13 protein-coding genes are annotated in these 16,910 nt (G+C 38.6%); 8 read left to right on the top strand and 5 right to left on the bottom strand.

All coding sequences use genetic code 11. The annotated features are described in order from the left end of the window. Window positions 1–151 precede the first annotated feature (151 nt). On the top strand, window positions 152–1,459 hold the full coding sequence (locus tag IQ228_RS07005; protein WP_228043737.1) for a DUF3387 domain-containing protein: 1,308 nt from the start codon (window positions 152–154) through the stop codon (window positions 1,457–1,459). On the opposite strand, the gene IQ228_RS07000 is transcribed toward IQ228_RS07005, so the two are convergent. The 3 genes from IQ228_RS07000 to IQ228_RS06990 all read right to left on the bottom strand — a co-directional run bounded on the left by IQ228_RS07000 (window position 1,456) and on the right by IQ228_RS06990 (window position 5,226). After that, complete coding sequence (locus IQ228_RS07000; RefSeq protein ID WP_027404624.1) at window positions 1,456–1,710, bottom strand: hypothetical protein; 255 nt, start codon at window positions 1,708–1,710, stop codon at window positions 1,456–1,458. The two genes, IQ228_RS07005 and IQ228_RS07000, sit on opposite strands and share 4 nt — an antisense overlap. A gap of 98 nt (window positions 1,711–1,808) precedes the next feature. Beyond that, window positions 1,809–4,451: an alanine--tRNA ligase gene (alaS, locus tag IQ228_RS06995; protein ID WP_193962498.1), complete on the bottom strand. Its 2,643-nt coding sequence runs from the start codon at window positions 4,449–4,451 to the stop codon at window positions 1,809–1,811. A gap of 61 nt (window positions 4,452–4,512) precedes the next feature. Next, window positions 4,513–5,226 carry a hypothetical protein gene (locus IQ228_RS06990; protein WP_027404622.1) on the bottom strand — a complete coding sequence of 238 codons (714 nt, stop codon included), beginning with the start codon at window positions 5,224–5,226 and terminating at the stop codon, window positions 4,513–4,515. Between the two features lie 137 nt (window positions 5,227–5,363). Here IQ228_RS06990 and IQ228_RS06985 point away from each other — a divergent pair, with 137 nt between their 5' ends. Together IQ228_RS06985 and IQ228_RS06980 are read left to right on the top strand one after the other, a co-directional pair. Beyond that, on the top strand, window positions 5,364–5,930 hold the full coding sequence (locus IQ228_RS06985) for a Uma2 family endonuclease (protein ID WP_193962497.1): 567 nt from the start codon (window positions 5,364–5,366) through the stop codon (window positions 5,928–5,930). Between the two features lie 198 nt (window positions 5,931–6,128). Beyond that, complete coding sequence (locus IQ228_RS06980; RefSeq protein ID WP_027404620.1) at window positions 6,129–7,772, top strand: lipoxygenase family protein; 1,644 nt, start codon at window positions 6,129–6,131, stop codon at window positions 7,770–7,772. 441 nt (window positions 7,773–8,213) lie between these two features. Here the strand turns inward: IQ228_RS06980 and IQ228_RS06975 are convergent, their stop codons facing one another. Together IQ228_RS06975 and IQ228_RS06970 are read right to left on the bottom strand one after the other, a co-directional pair. Continuing rightward, the gene (locus IQ228_RS06975) at window positions 8,214–10,121 is read right to left on the bottom strand and encodes an ABC-F family ATP-binding cassette domain-containing protein (RefSeq protein ID WP_193962496.1); all 1,908 of its coding nucleotides are present in this window, start codon (window positions 10,119–10,121) and stop codon (window positions 8,214–8,216) included. Between the two features lie 70 nt (window positions 10,122–10,191). Continuing rightward, window positions 10,192–10,608: a DUF1824 family protein gene (locus tag IQ228_RS06970; RefSeq protein WP_027404618.1), complete on the bottom strand. Its 417-nt coding sequence runs from the start codon at window positions 10,606–10,608 to the stop codon at window positions 10,192–10,194. A 403-nt stretch (window positions 10,609–11,011) separates the two neighbouring features. Here IQ228_RS06970 and IQ228_RS06965 point away from each other — a divergent pair, with 403 nt between their 5' ends. The 5 genes from IQ228_RS06965 to IQ228_RS06945 all read left to right on the top strand — a co-directional run bounded on the left by IQ228_RS06965 (window position 11,012) and on the right by IQ228_RS06945 (window position 16,691). Beyond that, a complete protein-coding gene (locus IQ228_RS06965) occupies window positions 11,012–12,814 on the top strand; it encodes an ABC transporter ATP-binding protein (protein ID WP_193962495.1) in 1,803 nt (600 codons plus the stop codon). 164 nt (window positions 12,815–12,978) lie between these two features. Further along, complete coding sequence (locus tag IQ228_RS06960; RefSeq protein WP_193962494.1) at window positions 12,979–13,404, top strand: hypothetical protein; 426 nt, start codon at window positions 12,979–12,981, stop codon at window positions 13,402–13,404. Between the two features lie 197 nt (window positions 13,405–13,601). Next, window positions 13,602–14,825, top strand: coding sequence for a bifunctional sterol desaturase/short chain dehydrogenase (locus IQ228_RS06955; RefSeq protein ID WP_193962499.1), 1,224 nt, complete (start codon window positions 13,602–13,604; stop codon window positions 14,823–14,825). Window positions 14,826–15,107: 282 nt separating this feature from the next. After that, window positions 15,108–15,764 (top strand): VWA domain-containing protein, encoded by a 657-nt coding sequence (locus tag IQ228_RS06950; RefSeq protein ID WP_027404614.1) that lies wholly within the window; start codon window positions 15,108–15,110, stop codon window positions 15,762–15,764. Window positions 15,765–15,917: 153 nt separating this feature from the next. Next, window positions 15,918–16,691, top strand: coding sequence for a PP2C family serine/threonine-protein phosphatase (locus IQ228_RS06945; RefSeq protein WP_193962493.1), 774 nt, complete (start codon window positions 15,918–15,920; stop codon window positions 16,689–16,691). The last annotated feature ends 219 nt before the right edge of the window (window positions 16,692–16,910 follow it).

The following is a 16,910-nucleotide window of genomic DNA, read 5'->3' as shown; positions in this document are numbered from 1 at the left end:
ATAGTATCGTTGCATTTGTACCTCAATCTCACCAGGGTAAGTTTGCATCATCTATCAGTTCATCCATCTACCCCTCTAGTGTATAGCTATCATTGGCAGTATTACACCTTATTTAATCCACGATCCTAATCAAGGAATCATCAAAGTTGTCATGACTGGTTCTGCTGCTGATGACAAAAAAATGCAGCCTCACATCCGCAGTAAAAAAGCCCGGAAAGAATTAGCTAAACGCTTCAAAAAAGCCGATGATGCCTTTAAATTAGTCATAGTCCGGGATATGTGGCTAACAGGATTTGATGCCCCAAGTCTGCATACTTTATATGTAGATAAACCCATGCAGGGACACAATTTAATGCAAGCGATCGCCAGAGTAAATCGGGTCTTCAAAGATAAACCAGGAGGGTTAATAGTTGACTATTTAGGTATTGCTGAACAACTCAAAGATGCCCTCAAAGATTATACCGAAAGAGATAGAGGCGAAACAGCAATTGATACTAATATTGCCCTAGCAGTGATGCAGGAGAAATACGAAATTGTCAAAGCCATGTATCACCGTTTTGACTACCAAAAATTCTTTACAGGTAAACCCACAGAACGAGTATCAATCATTCCTGCCGCCCTCAATCATATCTTAGGATTAGCAGATGGTAAACAACGTTATATTAAAGCAGTAGGTGAATTATCCACAGCCTTTGCTTTAGTTAGCAGTACCGATGAAGCAATTACAATTAGGGATGAAGTCGGATTTTTCCAAGCTATCAAAGCCGCAATGGTAAAATATACCACTGTTGATGGTAAGAGTTCAGAAGATATAGATGCAGCAGTAAGACAAATAGTATCAAAAGCGATCGCCAGTGAACAAGTCATAGATATCTTTACATCCGCAGGATTAAATAAACCAAATATCGCTATCCTCTCCGATGAATTTTTAGAAGAAGTCCGGGGTTTACCCTATCGCAACGTGGCATTAGAAACCTTACAAAAATTAATTAATGAAGCCATAAAAATCAGTTCTCGGAAGAACTTAATTCTAGCTCGTTCCTTCCGAGAAATGTTAGAAAATACCATCAAACGCTATCAAAACCGTGCCATTGAAACAGCCCAAGTTATCAATGAACTAATTGAACTCGCAAAAGCCATGCGGGAGGCACAAAGACGGGGTGAAGACTTGGGACTAACTGAAGATGAAACCGCTTTTTATGATGCCTTGGAGGTAAATGATAGTGCCGTGATCAACTTAGGAGATGATACCCTCAAAGCGATCGCTCGTGATTTGGTCAAAGCGATTCGTGCTAACTTAACCATTGATTGGACAGTGAAAGAAAATGTCTGTGCTAAATTACGAGTGACAATTAAACGATTACTCAAAAAGTATGGTTATCCCCCAGATAAACAGGAGAAAGCCACCTCCACAGTTTTAGAACAGGCAGAATTATTGTGTAAAGACTGGGTGGCTTAATGCTTTAAACGCCATAAAAACCATAAAAGCATATCGAAGCAGTGATGTTCAAGTACCTTGTTAGATGGAGTAAGAATACCTTTTTCAAGTGCGTTGGCTATCTCTGCTGCTAATTCAGCTTTTTTAAGCCGACTTGAACCTGGTAAAATAGGTTGGAGGCTTTGAAGAGTAAACTCAGGACTTAAAAGGAATTGCTCAGAAAATTCTCTATCTGGGGCATACCCATTATCAACAAAAGCGTCAATAGTCATAAAATATAGGTCAGGATGTTGCGTTGATGCACTTGAAAAGGTGTTAAAAAACAGTATAGCAAAATACAGGGTAAGCAAGATGCCTACCCCACAAGGTGTTAACTTAAAGATGTTTGCAATTCAGTTTTCGCAGTTTCTAATGCTTCTGGTAATTTACTTGCGTCACGTCCCCCAGCTTGCGCGAGATTGGGTTTTCCACCGCCTCCACCACCACAGATTTTAGCTATAGTTCCCACAAATTTCCCAGCTTGGACACCTTTTTTATTCACTTCAGAACTAAAAGCTGCAACGATACTCACTTTTCCGGCTTCGGGAATAGAACCTAAAACTACAGCACCATTACCGATTTTTTGCAGCAATCTTTCCGCAGCGTCTTTTAATGATTCTGCGTCAATATCTTCCAGTTGAGAAACAATAATTTTATGTTCTCCGATGATTTCCGCAGTTTGTAATAAGCTGTCAGATTTAACTATTGCTATTTGTGATTTCAGGCTTTGAATTTCTTTTTCGTTGTTGCGAAGTTCGGTTTGTAAAGTTGTGATTCTGTCGGGTATTTCTTCGGGTTTGACTTTAAAGCGATCGCACAAATCTTTTGTTACTATATCACGCACATTCAAATAATCCAATACCGCCGCCCCAGATACCGCTTCTATTCTTCTCACCCCAGAAGCAACTCCAGCTTCAGCAATGATTTTGAACACTCCAATTTCCGCAGTATTATTAACATGAGTTCCCCCACATAATTCCATCGAAACGCCAGGGAAATCAATCACCCGCACTTGATCACCGTACTTTTCCCCAAACATTGCCACTGCACCTTTAGCTTTCGCTTCGGCGATAGGCATCTCTTCTATTGTAGCAGGATGAGCTTCAGAAATCCAACTATTTACTAATTCTTCAATTTGGATAACTTCCTCAGCAGTTAAAGCGCGGGGACAGTTAAAATCAAAGCGCAATCTATCAAAAGAAACCAAAGAACCAGCTTGAGAAATTCCTTCATCAACAACTTTCTTTAAAGCAGCTTGTAATAAATGAGTTGCTGTATGATTAGCTTGAGCGCGACGACGACAACCCCGATCAATTTGGGCGGTAATTTCATCACCAACTCTAATTGTTCCCCGTTCAATGCGTCCGAAATGAATAAAGAAATCAGATTCTTTTTTCACATCTTCAATTCTGACTAAAATACCATCACCGGATATATATCCTTTATCACCAATTTGTCCGCCAGATTCAGCATAAAAAGGCGTTTTATCGAGAACAATTTGCACTTCTGTTCCTGCTTCTGCTGCTTCTTCAGAAACACCAGCAACTAATAAAACTTCGATTTTTGCAGTTGTTGTTAATTGGGTATAGCCAATGAATTGTGTAGAGTGAATATGTTCTGCAAGTTTATCCAAAGAACCTTGTACAGTTAAATCTATGGTTTCGTGTGCAGCTTTTGCGCGTTCTACTTGTTTTTGCATTTCTGCATTGAAACCATCAACATCAACAGTAATGTGATTTTCTTCAGCAACTTCTTGGGTTAATTCTAATGGGAAACCGTAGGTATCATAGAGAGTAAAAGCACTTTCACCACTAATAGAAGTTAATCCTTTTTGTTTTACATCTTGGATAATTTCTGCTAATAGCTTTTCTCCTCTATCAAGAGTTTTCAAGAAATTACTTTCTTCTCTTTGTAATTCCGCTTTAATAGCAGCTTCTCTTTGTCGCAAATTGGGGTAAATTGATTCCGAAAGAGAAATGGCGGTTTCTGCAACTTGGTTAATAAATTCTCCAGAAATTCCGATTAATCTGCCATGTCTAACGACGCGACGAATTAACCGCCGTAAAACATAACCTCTTCCCACATTAGAAGCGCGAATTTCATCAGCAATCATGTGAACCACAGAACGGACATGATCACCAATTACCTTTAGGGAAACTTGTGTATTTTCATCACTTTGATGATAATCAATTTTGGCAATTTTTGCCGCAGTTTCAATAATCGGGAAAATCAAATCTGTTTCATAATTATTCGGCTTCTTTTGCAGGATTTGCGCCATTCTTTCCAAACCCATTCCCGTGTCAATATTCTTATTTTGTAACGGGGTTAAATTTCCTGACGCATCCCGATTATATTGCATAAATACCAAGTTATAAAACTCGATAAATCGGGTATCATCTTCTAAATCAATATTATCTTCACCGCGTTCTGGGTGAAAATCATAATAAATTTCCGAACATGGACCACAGGGACCAGTAGCACCAGATACCCAGAAATTATCATCTGCACCCATGCGCTTGATACGTTTTTCCGTTACACCAATGGTATCGCGCCAGATGGTAAAAGCTTCATCATCATCTTCAAACACACTGACAACCAGATTTTGAGGAGAGAAACCAAAGACTTGAGTAGATAATTCCCAACCCCAAGCGATCGCCTGTGGTTTAAAATAATCACCAAAGCTAAAATTCCCCAACATCTCAAAAAATGTATGATGACGGTGAGTGCGTCCTACATTTTCGATATCATTGGTACGAATACACTTTTGTGAAGTCGTAGCGCGTTTAAATTCCGGTGTCCGTTGTCCCAGGAATATCGGCTTAAACGGTAACATACCTGCGATCGTCAGTAGCACAGTCGGGTCTTCAGGAACAAGAGAAGCACTTGGAAGCGGTTGGTGTCCCCGTTGAGTGTAGAAATCGAGGAATAATTGACGAATATCGTTACCGCTAAGAAACTGGGGAGTTGAAGACATGAGTAATTACAAAAATAATTTTACAGGTGAAAGACCTATATTCTACAAGTCCAGAGACATTTCATGAAACCTCTCCAGATTCTCTCTGCGCCTCTGCGCCTCTGCGTGAGATAATTATTTGCAAACACTCCACAACAGAAACCCGTTCTCTCATTGCTACCACCAAAGCTTGATAACTCTCCCAATTCTCCTGAATCAAAGTTTTAGACTGAAGCAAATGAAAACGCTGTTTTTGCTGATAACCTGCTTCCGAAAAACCAATAACTTGTAAAATTTCAGTTAACTTACTTTTATCATCATTACCACCTTCAGACGAATTAAAAACCAAAGTTTCCGCAGCAATTCCCGCCATCCAAATAGTACAATAACGGTCTAACATTTGGGCGCTAATTTTTCCATTTTCTATTTGTGCTGTTAACTCACTATCTTCTAAAGTTATTCCCCCTTGTCCTGGTTGTCCTTTTTTCCAAGCTTCCCAAGCGCTAAGAGTGTAACCAGTTACCGGAATTTCTAATAGGTGAGCCACGAGAAAATGACCAGCTTCATGATGTAAAATCCGTTCTTTATATTCTGGAGAAAATCGCGCTACTAAGTCTAATACTATCGTTCCTCCCTTACCTTGAAAGCTGAAATTATCTAAAGTTGCAATTCCTAAAAAAGTCACTGTAGCTAAAGCAGGTATCGTTGGGGAAAGATGTATTAATGGTCCTAACAGGCTGGAAAAAGTCATCAGAAAAACAGAGATAGCAATCAGATTTATCGCAGTTTGGCTCATGGGAGTTTTTTAATATAAGTTACTTAAATATAACAGAATATAGATCCCCGACTGCTTCAAGAAGTCGGGGATCTGAGCATCTTGAACATTGCTATAATAAATCTATACTACATTCCGTAAAAAATTATCTCAAAACTATGCAATCTCCATTAAATATTCTCACCGTTGAAGAATACTTAGAAGCCGAGAAATCTAGCGATATTCGCCATGAATATGTAGCCGGACAAGTTTTTGCAATGGCGGGTGCAAGCGAAGAACATAACCTGATAGCTGGTAATATTTACGCTATACTACGTCCCCATTTGCGCGGGAGTTCCTGTCGTGCTTTTGTCTCAGATATGAAAGTAAAACTCAAAATCAGAAACGCTAATATATTCTACTATCCTGATCTGATTGTTACTTATGATCCTGAAGATAACGAAAGGTACTTTAAAACTCGTCCTAATTTAATTATAGAGGTTTTATCTAATTCAACTGCAACAACAGACAAACGCGAAAAACGCATTAATTATCAAACTATAGACAGTTTAAAAGAATATATCCTAGTTTACCAAAATCAAGTGAAAGTAGAAGTTTATCGTCAAGATGATCAAGGAAATTGGTCAACTGAAGTATTAGGAACAGATGATAAATTACATTTAGAATCAGTTAATTTAACTTTGACAATGGCAGATGCTTATGAAGATGTAGTAATTAATACTTAGCAATATCACTTATTCCTTAGCAGTTAAAATTTCTGGTTCTTGTGTGCTTTTATGTCCGTCCACGCCATATTTATCCAAAATAGTTAAAGTTTTATTAAATTTCAGCTAATATTCGTCACTATAACATCAAATAGTCTAGTATATTTGGTTGCAGAATAGCACAGTAGATTGTCAATTAAATTACTGATATCAACACCAATGAAGCCATTTTTACCTCAAAATGACCCAAATCCCACACAACGACAATCTTCCCTAGAGAAAGGTCGCAAAGAGTATGAATTTAGGTATGATTTTTTGCCTCCTATGGCGATGCTCAAAAACGTACCTCCCTCTGAGAATTTTTCTACCAAGTATATTGCTGAACGGACAATAGAGACAGCAGAACTTCCTAGCAATATGATGGCGGTCAAAGCCCATGCTATGTGGGACCCCTTAGATGAATTGCAAGACTATGAAGACTTTTTTCCAGTTTTGCAAAAACCTAATGTGATGAAAAATTATGAAACAGATGATTCCTTCGCCGAACAACGGCTTTGTGGCGTGAATCCTGTGGTTTTACGGCAGATTAAGCAAATGCCCGTCAACTTTGCCTTTACCATCGAAGAATTGCAAGCTAAGTTTGGCAACTCTATTGATTTAAGAGAAAGACTGGCAACCGGAAATCTCTATGTAGCTGATTATAGACCTTTGGCGTTCATTCGAGGTGGCACTTTTGCCAAAGGGAAAAAGTATTTACCAGCACCACTAGCCTTTTTCTGTTGGCGGAGTTCAGGCTTTCAAGATCGTGGTCAATTAGTACCTATAGCGATTCAAATCAATCCTAAGGAAGGAAAAGCCAGCCCCTTGCTGACCCCTTTTGATGACTCTTCTACCTGGTTTTATGCCAAGTCCTGTGTGCAAATTGCTGATGCTAATCATCATGAAATGAGTAGCCATTTATGCCGGACTCACTTTGTAATGGAACCTTTTGCTGTTGTTACCCCTCGTCAATTAGCCCAGAACCATCCGCTGAGAATATTACTAAAACCCCATTTCCGGTTCATGTTGGCTAACAATGATTTAGGTCGTCAGCGGTTGGTGAATAGAGGCGGTCCTGTTGATGAATTATTAGCGGGAACTCTGCAAGAATCACTGCAAATTGTTCTAGACGCTTATACAGATTGGAGATTGGATCAGTTTGCGCTACCAACAGAACTCAAAAATCGCGGTGTGGATGATGTGAAAAATTTGCCCCACTATCCTTATCGGGACGATGGGATCTTGTTGTGGAACGCGATTAACAAGTTTGTGTTTAACTATTTGGAGCTTTACTACAAGAGTCCCGCAGACTTGACAGCAGATGTCGAACTACAAGCTTGGGCGCGGGAATTAGTGGCTCAGGATGGTGGTAGAGTCAAGGGGATGAGCGATCGCATTGATACTTTGAAACAATTAGTAGAGATTGTTACTACTATCATTTACACTTGTGGACCCCTGCATTCTGCTGTTAATTTCCCCCAATATGAATACATGGGTTTCATTCCCAATATGCCTCTGGCTGCTTATCAACCAATTAAAAAAGAAGGGGTTTGTACCCGCAAGGAACTGATAGATTTTTTACCAGCTGCCAAACCAACAAGTAGCCAATTAACAACTGTATTCACACTCTCAGCCTATCGTTATGACAGACTAGGATATTATGAAGAGGAAGAATTTGAAGACCCCAATGCTGACGATGTTGTGAATAAATTCCAGCAAGAATTGAATGTGGTGCAAAGAAAAATTGAGTTGAGCAACAAGGGACGTTTAGTAAATTACGAATACCTACAACCCAGACTTATCCTCAACAGCATCAGTATTTAACTGACCGTAGAATAGACAAAACCCCATTTTTAATAAAATTAAAATGGGGTATTTTATTCGTCATCATTCACTATAAACACATTTGCATAAATAAATCCTACACAAAAATGTTCTCGTTCCCATACTCTGTATGGGAATGAATTACGGAAGGCTCTGCCTTCATTGACTACTAAATTATTGAGGCAGAGCCTCTAAATGGCATTCCCAGTCGGAGACTGGGAACGAGATAACTTAAGAATCCATTTCCGCTAATTCTAACCAGCGTTCTGTGGACAATTCACTATAAACACATTTGCATAAATAAATCCTATACAAAAATGTTCTCGTTCCCATGCTCTGTATGGGAATGAATTACGGAAGAATCTGCCTTCATTGACTACTAAATTATTGAGGCAGAGCCTCTAAATGGCATTCCCAGTCGGAGACTGGGAACGAGATAACTTAAGAATCCATTTCCGCTAATTCTAACCAGCGTTCTGTGGACAATTCAATATTTTTCTTCAGCGTTTCTACCTCTTCGTACAACTTCTGCACTTGGCTATAGTTTCCAGCTAGAGTTGCTAATTTCCTTTCTACTGCTGTTTTATCTGCTTCTAACTTGGCAATCTTTCCTTCCAATTCTTCAAATTCCCGTCTTTCCCAATTGGATAATCTGCGGCGTTTTTTAGTCTCTGTAACTGGAGAGACAACTTTTTCTTCGACAATTACAGTTTTTTGTGTCTCTTGTTTTTCTGCTTCCTCAGCTTTTTTATAATCTAAATAAATGGAATAATTCCCTGGATATTGACGTAAACCTCCACCTTCTTCTAAGGCAAAAATTCTATCTACCGTCCGATCTAAAAAATAACGATCATGAGAAACTACAATTACACAACCATTAAAATCCTCTAGATAGTCTTCTAATACCGCCAAGGTCTGGACATCTAAATCATTAGTCGGTTCGTCCAAAATCAACACATTGGGCGCACTAATGAGAATACGCAATAAATATAAACGGCGTTTTTCTCCCCCAGAAAGTTTATTAATGGGTGCATATTGTTGATTTCCTGGGAACAAAAATCTCTCTAACATTTGGGAAGCCGTGATTTTCGTACCGTCGGATATTTGAATAAATTCCCCTTCTTCCTTAATATAATCAATCACTCGTTGATCTTCATTTACCGCCGTTAACAATTCTTCTGAATGTTGGTTAAAATAACCAATATGAATTGTAGTCCCAATTTCCACACTACCAGAATCTGGTTTAATTTTGGCAGTCATAATATCCATTAAAGTAGATTTTCCTGCACCATTACCACCAATAATGCCAATCCGATCTTCTGGACTAAATTGATATGTAAAATCTTTAATTAGAGTTCTACCATTGTAGCCTTTACTAACATCTTTGAGTTCAATAACCTTCTTACCAATCCGCCTACCAACGGTAGAAATATCAACTTTGCCATTAAGTTGTTTAAACTCAGTATCTCGCAGTGCATGAGCGCGTTCAATTCTGGCTTTTTGTTTGGTACTTCTAGCCTTGGGTCCTTTTTTTAACCATTCTAATTCCCGCCGTAAAATCCCTTGATGTTTCCGTTGAGTGCTAACGGCAGATTCTTCAGCTAAAGCTTTCTTTTCTAAATAATAGGAATAATTACCTGTATAATTGTAAATATCACCTCGATCAATTTCGATAATTCTATTAGTAACTTTATCTAAAAAATAACGATCATGAGTAATTAATAAAAGTGCGCCGCGATAGCGATTTAAATAACTTTGTAACCATTCTACTGATAAAGCATCAAGATGGTTTGTTGGTTCATCCATTAACAACAAATCTGGTTCTGATATCAAGGCTGCTGCTAAAGCAATCCGTTTGCGATATCCCCCTGATAATGTGCCAACTTTCACATCAAAATCAGCAATTCCTAATTTTGTTAAAATGATTTTGGCGTTGGTTTCTACTTCCCAAGCACCCGTCGCATCCATCCGCTGCATTACGCTAGAAAGACGAGACATTAACTGACTATCATCAGGATAATGTGCCAATTTATCAGATAATTCTTCATACTCTCTGACGAGATTCATTTGTTCACCACTGTCAGCAAATACCTGTTCTAACACAGTGTGATTTTCGTCCATATCTGGTTGTTGGGGTAAATAAACAATTTTTGCCCCAGAATTAACTAAAATTTGCCCACTATCAATTGATTCTAACCGAGCAATCATTTTTAATAGAGTTGATTTCCCAGAACCATTAGTGCCAATTAAACCAACTTTGTCATTAGTATCTAGACTAAAATTAGCGTCTTTTAAAAGTTCTTTAATTCCAAAATCTTTCTTAACTGATTGTAAGGTAACAATGCTCATATTATGCGGTAATTAGTGATTAAGAAGAGGGCGGGCAATGCCCACCCTACAGATGATTGTCAATGAAATCCTAGACAAATAAATCGAGGGGTAAATGTCCATACATCTCGTTAACTCCTCCCTCTTGATAGGACTGGCAAGATACTAACACTCCCCGATGATGCCCAGAATAGGAATCGAGATAACACAAGCCATTTTTGCCATTTAATTTGATATAAACTGGTCCTTCTGGATGTGGTAAATCAGTTGGTGCTTGATAACCCAAAGCGCGAGAATAGGTTTTCATGGCTAAAATTCCCTCTTCGGCTGTATCAGCACAAATACCTAAGATTTGATAATCGGTAAGGCTGGTGAGAAAAATTAATGCCTCACGAGTGGGAACTTTTTCTGACGGTTTAAGAATGGGGGCAATATCCAGACAGTTAAATTTGTTGAGTATTTTCTTGGCTTCTGGGAGTGAGAGTTGCTGATGATTGGGAGTAGACATAATATTGATTTGTCTAGTTTTACGTCTGGTTCTGGTTTCGGGAGGGGGATTTGCTCACATTAGTGGCATTTTTGAACAAAATCAAGATTGATATGGCATATTCCCTGAGTTTTAGTAGGAATTTTTGCTGTATTGGTAGTCTTCACTGAAAATTAGCACATCTGGTTGATTGACAAGGTTATTATACCCTGCTGTTTGCGGCTGGGAACAATAATTTTAGCGACAATATTTTCTAATATAATTCCCAAAAGTGAAGTTTGCCAAATTACAAGTTACCAATTTCTCAAAATTATCTCTGCTGTTCCTAAAGGAAGATAACTGTATCTATTGCTTCAATATTGATAAGAAATTAACTCAATTATATGGTAGTATTAGCTGCAAGTAATTATTAATTAATGTGGCTATGCCATTTAAATCTCTCCGATTATCAAAAAGGCGTGAACATTCTGTTCGTCCCCTCCAGCGTCTATTTAAATATGGACATCAGTATGTTAAACAAATTCGTCTGGCTATTGGTGCTTCTATCCTCAATAAAGTTTTTGACTTAGCACCCCCTGTATTAATTGGGATTGCGGTGGATGTGGTTGTTAAGCAACAAGATTCTATCATTGCCCGGTTAGGTGTAAAAGATATTTATGGGCAATTTCTGATTTTATCCTTGTTGACGGTGATTACTTGGGTGTTGGAGTCATTGTTTGAATATGCCTATAAGTTACTATGGCGCAATTTGGGGCAGAATATTCAGCATAATTTAAGACTGGACGCATATAAACATTTACAAGAATTAGAATTAGCTTATTTTGAAGAACGCAGTACCGGTGGTTTAATGTCTATTCTCAGTGATGATGTTAACCAATTGGAGCGGTTTTTGGATGTGGGCGCAAATGATATTATCCAAGTCACTACTACTATTATTATTGTGGGGACTGCGTTTTTTATTTTAGCTCCTAGTGTGGCTGGGATGGCAATTTTGCCTATGCCATTTATTCTCTTTGGTTCGATAATTTTTCAGAAATTTCTAGCTCCTCGCTATGCAGAAGTTCGGGAAAAAGTAGGGTTACTAAATGGCAGATTATCTAATAATTTGAGTGGGATTACCACTATTAAAAGTTTTACAGCAGAAGCTTATGAAGCCGCGCGGGTAGAATCAGAAAGTAATGCTTATCGTCAAAGTAATGCTAAGGCGATCGCCTTATCTGCGGGTTATATTCCGATTATTCGGATGTTCATTTTAATCGCTTTTACCATCTTGCTATTATTTGGCGGGATGGCAGCAGTAGAAGGCAGATTGGCTGTAGGTGCTTATAGTTCTTTGGTGTTTTTAGTCCAGCTTTTACTGTGGCCATTAACCAGGTTGGGAGATACTTTTGATTTATATCAAAGGGCAATGGCTTCTACTAATCGAGTGATGGATTTGTTGGATACTCCGATGGCAATTCATACCGGAAATATTGATTTACCTGTAGATATGATTCGCGGGACTTTGGAATTTCAAAATGTGAGTTTTGCTTATCACAACAGAAACCCAATTATTCACAATTTATCTTTGGAAATTCCCGCAGGACATACAATTGCGATTGTGGGTGCAACTGGTTCAGGAAAAAGCACCTTAGTTAAACTATTACTGCGATTTTATGAGGTGCAAAATGGAAAAATTACTTTGGATGGGATTGATTTACAACAATTAAATTTGCGAGATCTACGCCGCGCTATTGGTTTAGTCAGTCAGGATGTGTTTTTATTTCATGGTACAGTGGGGGAAAATATTGCCTATGGCACTTTTACCGCTACCAACGAAGATATTATCATGGCGGCGAAAATAGCCGAAGCTCATGATTTTATTATGAGTTTGCCCCAAGGTTATGAGACAATTGTGGGAGAACGGGGGCAAAAGTTATCTGGAGGACAAAGACAACGGATTGCGATCGCTCGCGCAGTATTAAAAGATCCACCAATTCTCATCCTAGATGAAGCCACCTCAGCGGTAGACAATGAAACCGAAGCCGCAATTCAGCGTTCTTTAGAACGGATTACGGTCAATCGTACCACAATAGCGATCGCTCACCGTCTTTCCACCATTCGCAATGCTGATTGCATTTATGTCATGGAACATGGCAAATTAGTCGAAGCCGGAACTCACGAGCAACTATTAGAGAAAAATGGCATTTATACAAGTCTCTGGCGTGTGCAATCTGGGTTAAAATAAATGTCATCTCAAAAATATCTTGTAGGGTGCGTCAGAGTTATAATATTTTTTAATATCCACAGATTTTTATGTCTGACGCACCCTACTTGTATATGATTTATTGCCAAGTCTAGTGTGTGCAATCTCGGTTAAAATAACAAAAATAAAATTACCAATTAATCATCATGTTTAGTATTCCCCAACCCGAAACAGCAGAGAATAAATGGCGAGGACAGTTAGACAGATTTGTCAAAGATAATCAACCAGAACTAGCCGCACTTTTTTGGGGATTGTGGTTAGAAAATGGTAATAGTCAGGGAACTATCGGGATTGATTTACAACCAACTCCCCATTTTGTCTATTGTCCCCAAGGCGAAATAGAAAAATTAAATGAGCGAGTTGAAAATCGTCTCCAAGAAATTTTAGGAATTATTGATAATAACAAACCTGAAACAGAAGTAGTTATGATTGGAATTGGTAAAGGAGAAATTAAGTTAATTCAATTTGCCCCCAAATCATCACCAGAAACTTGTTTTCAGGAAATAGGAAAAGATGTAGATGGATTATTGGATTTGCTAGAACAGCGATTAGTTGAGCAAATCAGGGATTGATATAACCATTGATATAGATCAGGAAAAATCTAAGATCCCCGACTTCTTTTATTTGTTGTGTCCGCAAATTATAAATTAATGTCAGAAGTCGGGGATCTGGGTATACAGGAGTGCTATAACTGAATACTTACGGAAAAATACACAAACGTACTAATAACTTGGTTTAATTAAGAAAAAGAGGTATCACCAGAAAGATGATGATTTTGGCTCAAAGCTTAACTATTGACTCGGTTTTAGTAAACAACTGTATCCAGTTCACAACCTGGGGATTTTCCTCCCTCTTACTGGCGGAAGTTGTCAGAGATGCTTATCATGCTTTGTGCCATCAAATAACATGGTTAGCAAAATGGCACAATAAACATCATGCTGTGTACCGTCGAGATTTAACTTTAACTTCGCAAAAAGCCTACGTAGATTCCCAGTTGTATCACGATATCGTCGAATCAGTCATCCTAGTAATCATCTTAACAATAATTGCCTTACTAGCGCATCAATGGGGATTATGGTTAGGAGTCGCTTATGCTGTTACTTTTTTATACGGTGCATCACTCCGATATTTCCAAGGAACAATAGACACAGACTACAATCATTTACCCGGAGCATTAGACAAAATTCCTTCCGTTTGGTGGGTAAATAGAACCTATCATTGGCGGCATCATTTTGATGATGTTAATGCTTACTATAGTGGTGTATTTCCCCTAGTGGATAAAATACTAGGAACAGGACTTTCTCTCAAAGGTAAAACCGTAGCATTAACAGGTGCTTCTGGTGCATTAGGACAAGCATTAGCAGCAGAACTATTAAAGCATAATGCCAAAGTTGTGGCATTAACAACCAATCCTGAAAAAATCGCAATTCAAGAGCGGGTCAAAATTGTAAAATGGGAATTAGGTAATGAAATTCAACTAAAAGAAAGTTTAAATAAAGTTGACATTCTCATTATCAATCATGGCGTAAATGTGTATGGAGATAGAACTTCTAGTGCCATTCACAATTCCTATCAAGTTAACACCTTTTCTGCTTTGGAACTGATAGATGTCTTTTCTGCAACTGTCACAGGACCCCAAGACAAAGCCAGCAAAGAAATTTGGGTAAATACTTCAGAAGCGGAAGTTTCCCCAGCATTAAGTCCCTTGTATGAACTCAGCAAAAGAGCATTAGGGGATATTGTCACCCTCAAAAGATTAGATCAAACTTGTGTCATTCGCAAATTAATTTTAGGACCATTCAAAAGTCAATTAAATCCCTATGGTGTCATGTCAGCAAATCAGGTTGCCAAGGGAATTGTATTTTTTGCCAAACGGGATTTCAGAAATATTATTGTCACAGTAAATCCTTTGACTTATATCCTATTTCCCATCAAAGAATTTAGTACCTGGTTGTACTATCAGATTTTTAGTAAAGGGGTAAAAAGCAAATAATTATCAAGATAACGTTGCTAAATAAAATCTAACAGTCTCCTTTCTCTCCACCTCTGCGTCCTCTGCGCCTCTGTGGTTCGTATCAAATAAGATGACTGATGATTTGTGAAAATGCTATTAGCAACGTTATCCATGATATTGGGAAAAAATAAATATGAAACTAAATATTTAGACATTATGGGTATTGATTCCGTACAAGCATCCATGTTAAGCTATGTAATAACAAGTAACATCTAGTTTATACATTTTGCATCTCACCTTGATTAATCAGGAGTATCAAAAATGCCAGTAGGTTTGCCTGAATTTGTGGAAAACCCAGAAAATCGTTGTCCGGTAATTCTCTTGCTAGATACTTCCGGCTCAATGTCAGGAGAACCTATCCAGGAGTTAAATAGAGGTTTGGCGGCTTTCAAGGAAGATGTGATGAAAGATGCTCAAGCCTCTTTAAGTGTAGAAGTTGCTATTGTCACCTTTGGACCTGTGAAACTGACGCAAGATTTTGTCACTATAGACCATTTTACACCGCCCAAGCTAGAAACAGAAGGTGTCACACCAATGGGTGAAGCCATTGAATACGCTTTGGATTTATTAGAAACCCGCAAACAGACTTATAAAGATAACGGTGTCCATTATTATCGTCCTTGGGTGTTTTTAATTACCGATGGTGCGCCTACAGATTATTGGCAAGGTGCAGCGCAAAGGGTGAGTGAAGAAGAAGCACAGCGCCGAATGTTGTTTTTTACTGTTGGTGTTCAGGGTGCAGATATGAATAAACTCAGACAAATTGCCCCTCCAGAACGTCCTCCAGTGACCCTGAATGGCTTAGATTTTCGTTCTTTATTTGTTTGGCTTTCCACTTCCATGAAACGGGTTTCTAGTGGCAAAGTAGGGGAAGCTGTGGCATTACCGCCGGTGGGATGGGGGCAAATTACTACTTAGAGGGTGTCTGAAATGTTTTCAATACTTTAATTAACCCCTCTCCAAACCTCTCCCCGCAACGGGGAGAGGCTTTGAAACCCCCATTCCTTTGTAGGTAAGGGGAGATAGAGGAGGGTTTTTGGAGAAAGATTAGATTTTGAGGATTTATTTATTGTGGGTTGGAAAGCTATAGCGCGTTCTGCTGTGGGAACGAGTCATCAAGAGCAAAAAATACGTTGTCAAGACTGCGGAAATTGTCGCATTTTTAAGGATGTGATTGTGGGCGCAGTTGCTGATGGTGCTGGAAGTGCTAAATATTCTCATTTTGGTGCTGAATTGGCGGTAGAAACTGTAATTAAATGCTTTGCTGATATTAATGAACTTCCTGATAAACAAGGGTTTACTCAACCACTTTCGGAAATGGAAGCTAAGGAAGTTTTTACTAAGTTTGTCAAGGATGTTATTACTGCATTAAACAAAAAAGCAGATAATAATGATTATTCTGTTCATGATTTAGCTTGTACTCTTTTAGTTTTTATAGCGACTCCTGAATGGGTTGCAGCTATGCAAATTGGGGATGGATTTATGGTGGTGCATTCCCAAGATGCAGAATATAAATTATTGTTTGAACCAGATAAGGGGGAATTTTTCAACGAGACAACTTTTGTAACTTCAGCTAATGCGCTGGAGGAAATGCAGGTACAGGTAATTTCAGGAAAACAAGAGTTTATTTGTGCTTCTACTGATGGATTAGAAAAAGTGGCAATTCGCTTGAGTGACTGGAAACCTCATGCGCCATTTTTTAAACCTTTGGAGGAATATTTGCGAGAAACAGATAAACCAGGAGGAAATGATGATACTTATATTATGGATTTTCTCGATTCTAAAAGGTTAAATTCTCGCACTGATGATGATAAAACTTTGCTTTTGTGTTGTTTTGAAAATTAACCTATCACTCTGAAAACCTCTCCCTAACCCTCTCCTACGAGGAGAGGGGACATGAAAAAATTAGTTTTCATGCAGGGGTTTTAAAGCCTCTGTCCTTGTATGGGTATTTTTCAAGAACCTCTCCCTAACCCTCTCCTAAGAGGAGAGGGAACAAGAGAAAATGAGTTTTCATACAGGGCATTTTAAAGCCTCTCCCCTGCAAGGGGAGAGGTTTGGAGA

The organism is Dolichospermum sp. LEGE 00246, from assembly GCF_015207865.1.
Taxonomy (GTDB): domain Bacteria; phylum Cyanobacteriota; class Cyanobacteriia; order Cyanobacteriales; family Nostocaceae; genus Dolichospermum; species Dolichospermum heterosporum.
Note: the sequence above shows the minus strand (reverse complement) of the source record. Positions and strands in the feature narration are given on the sequence as shown.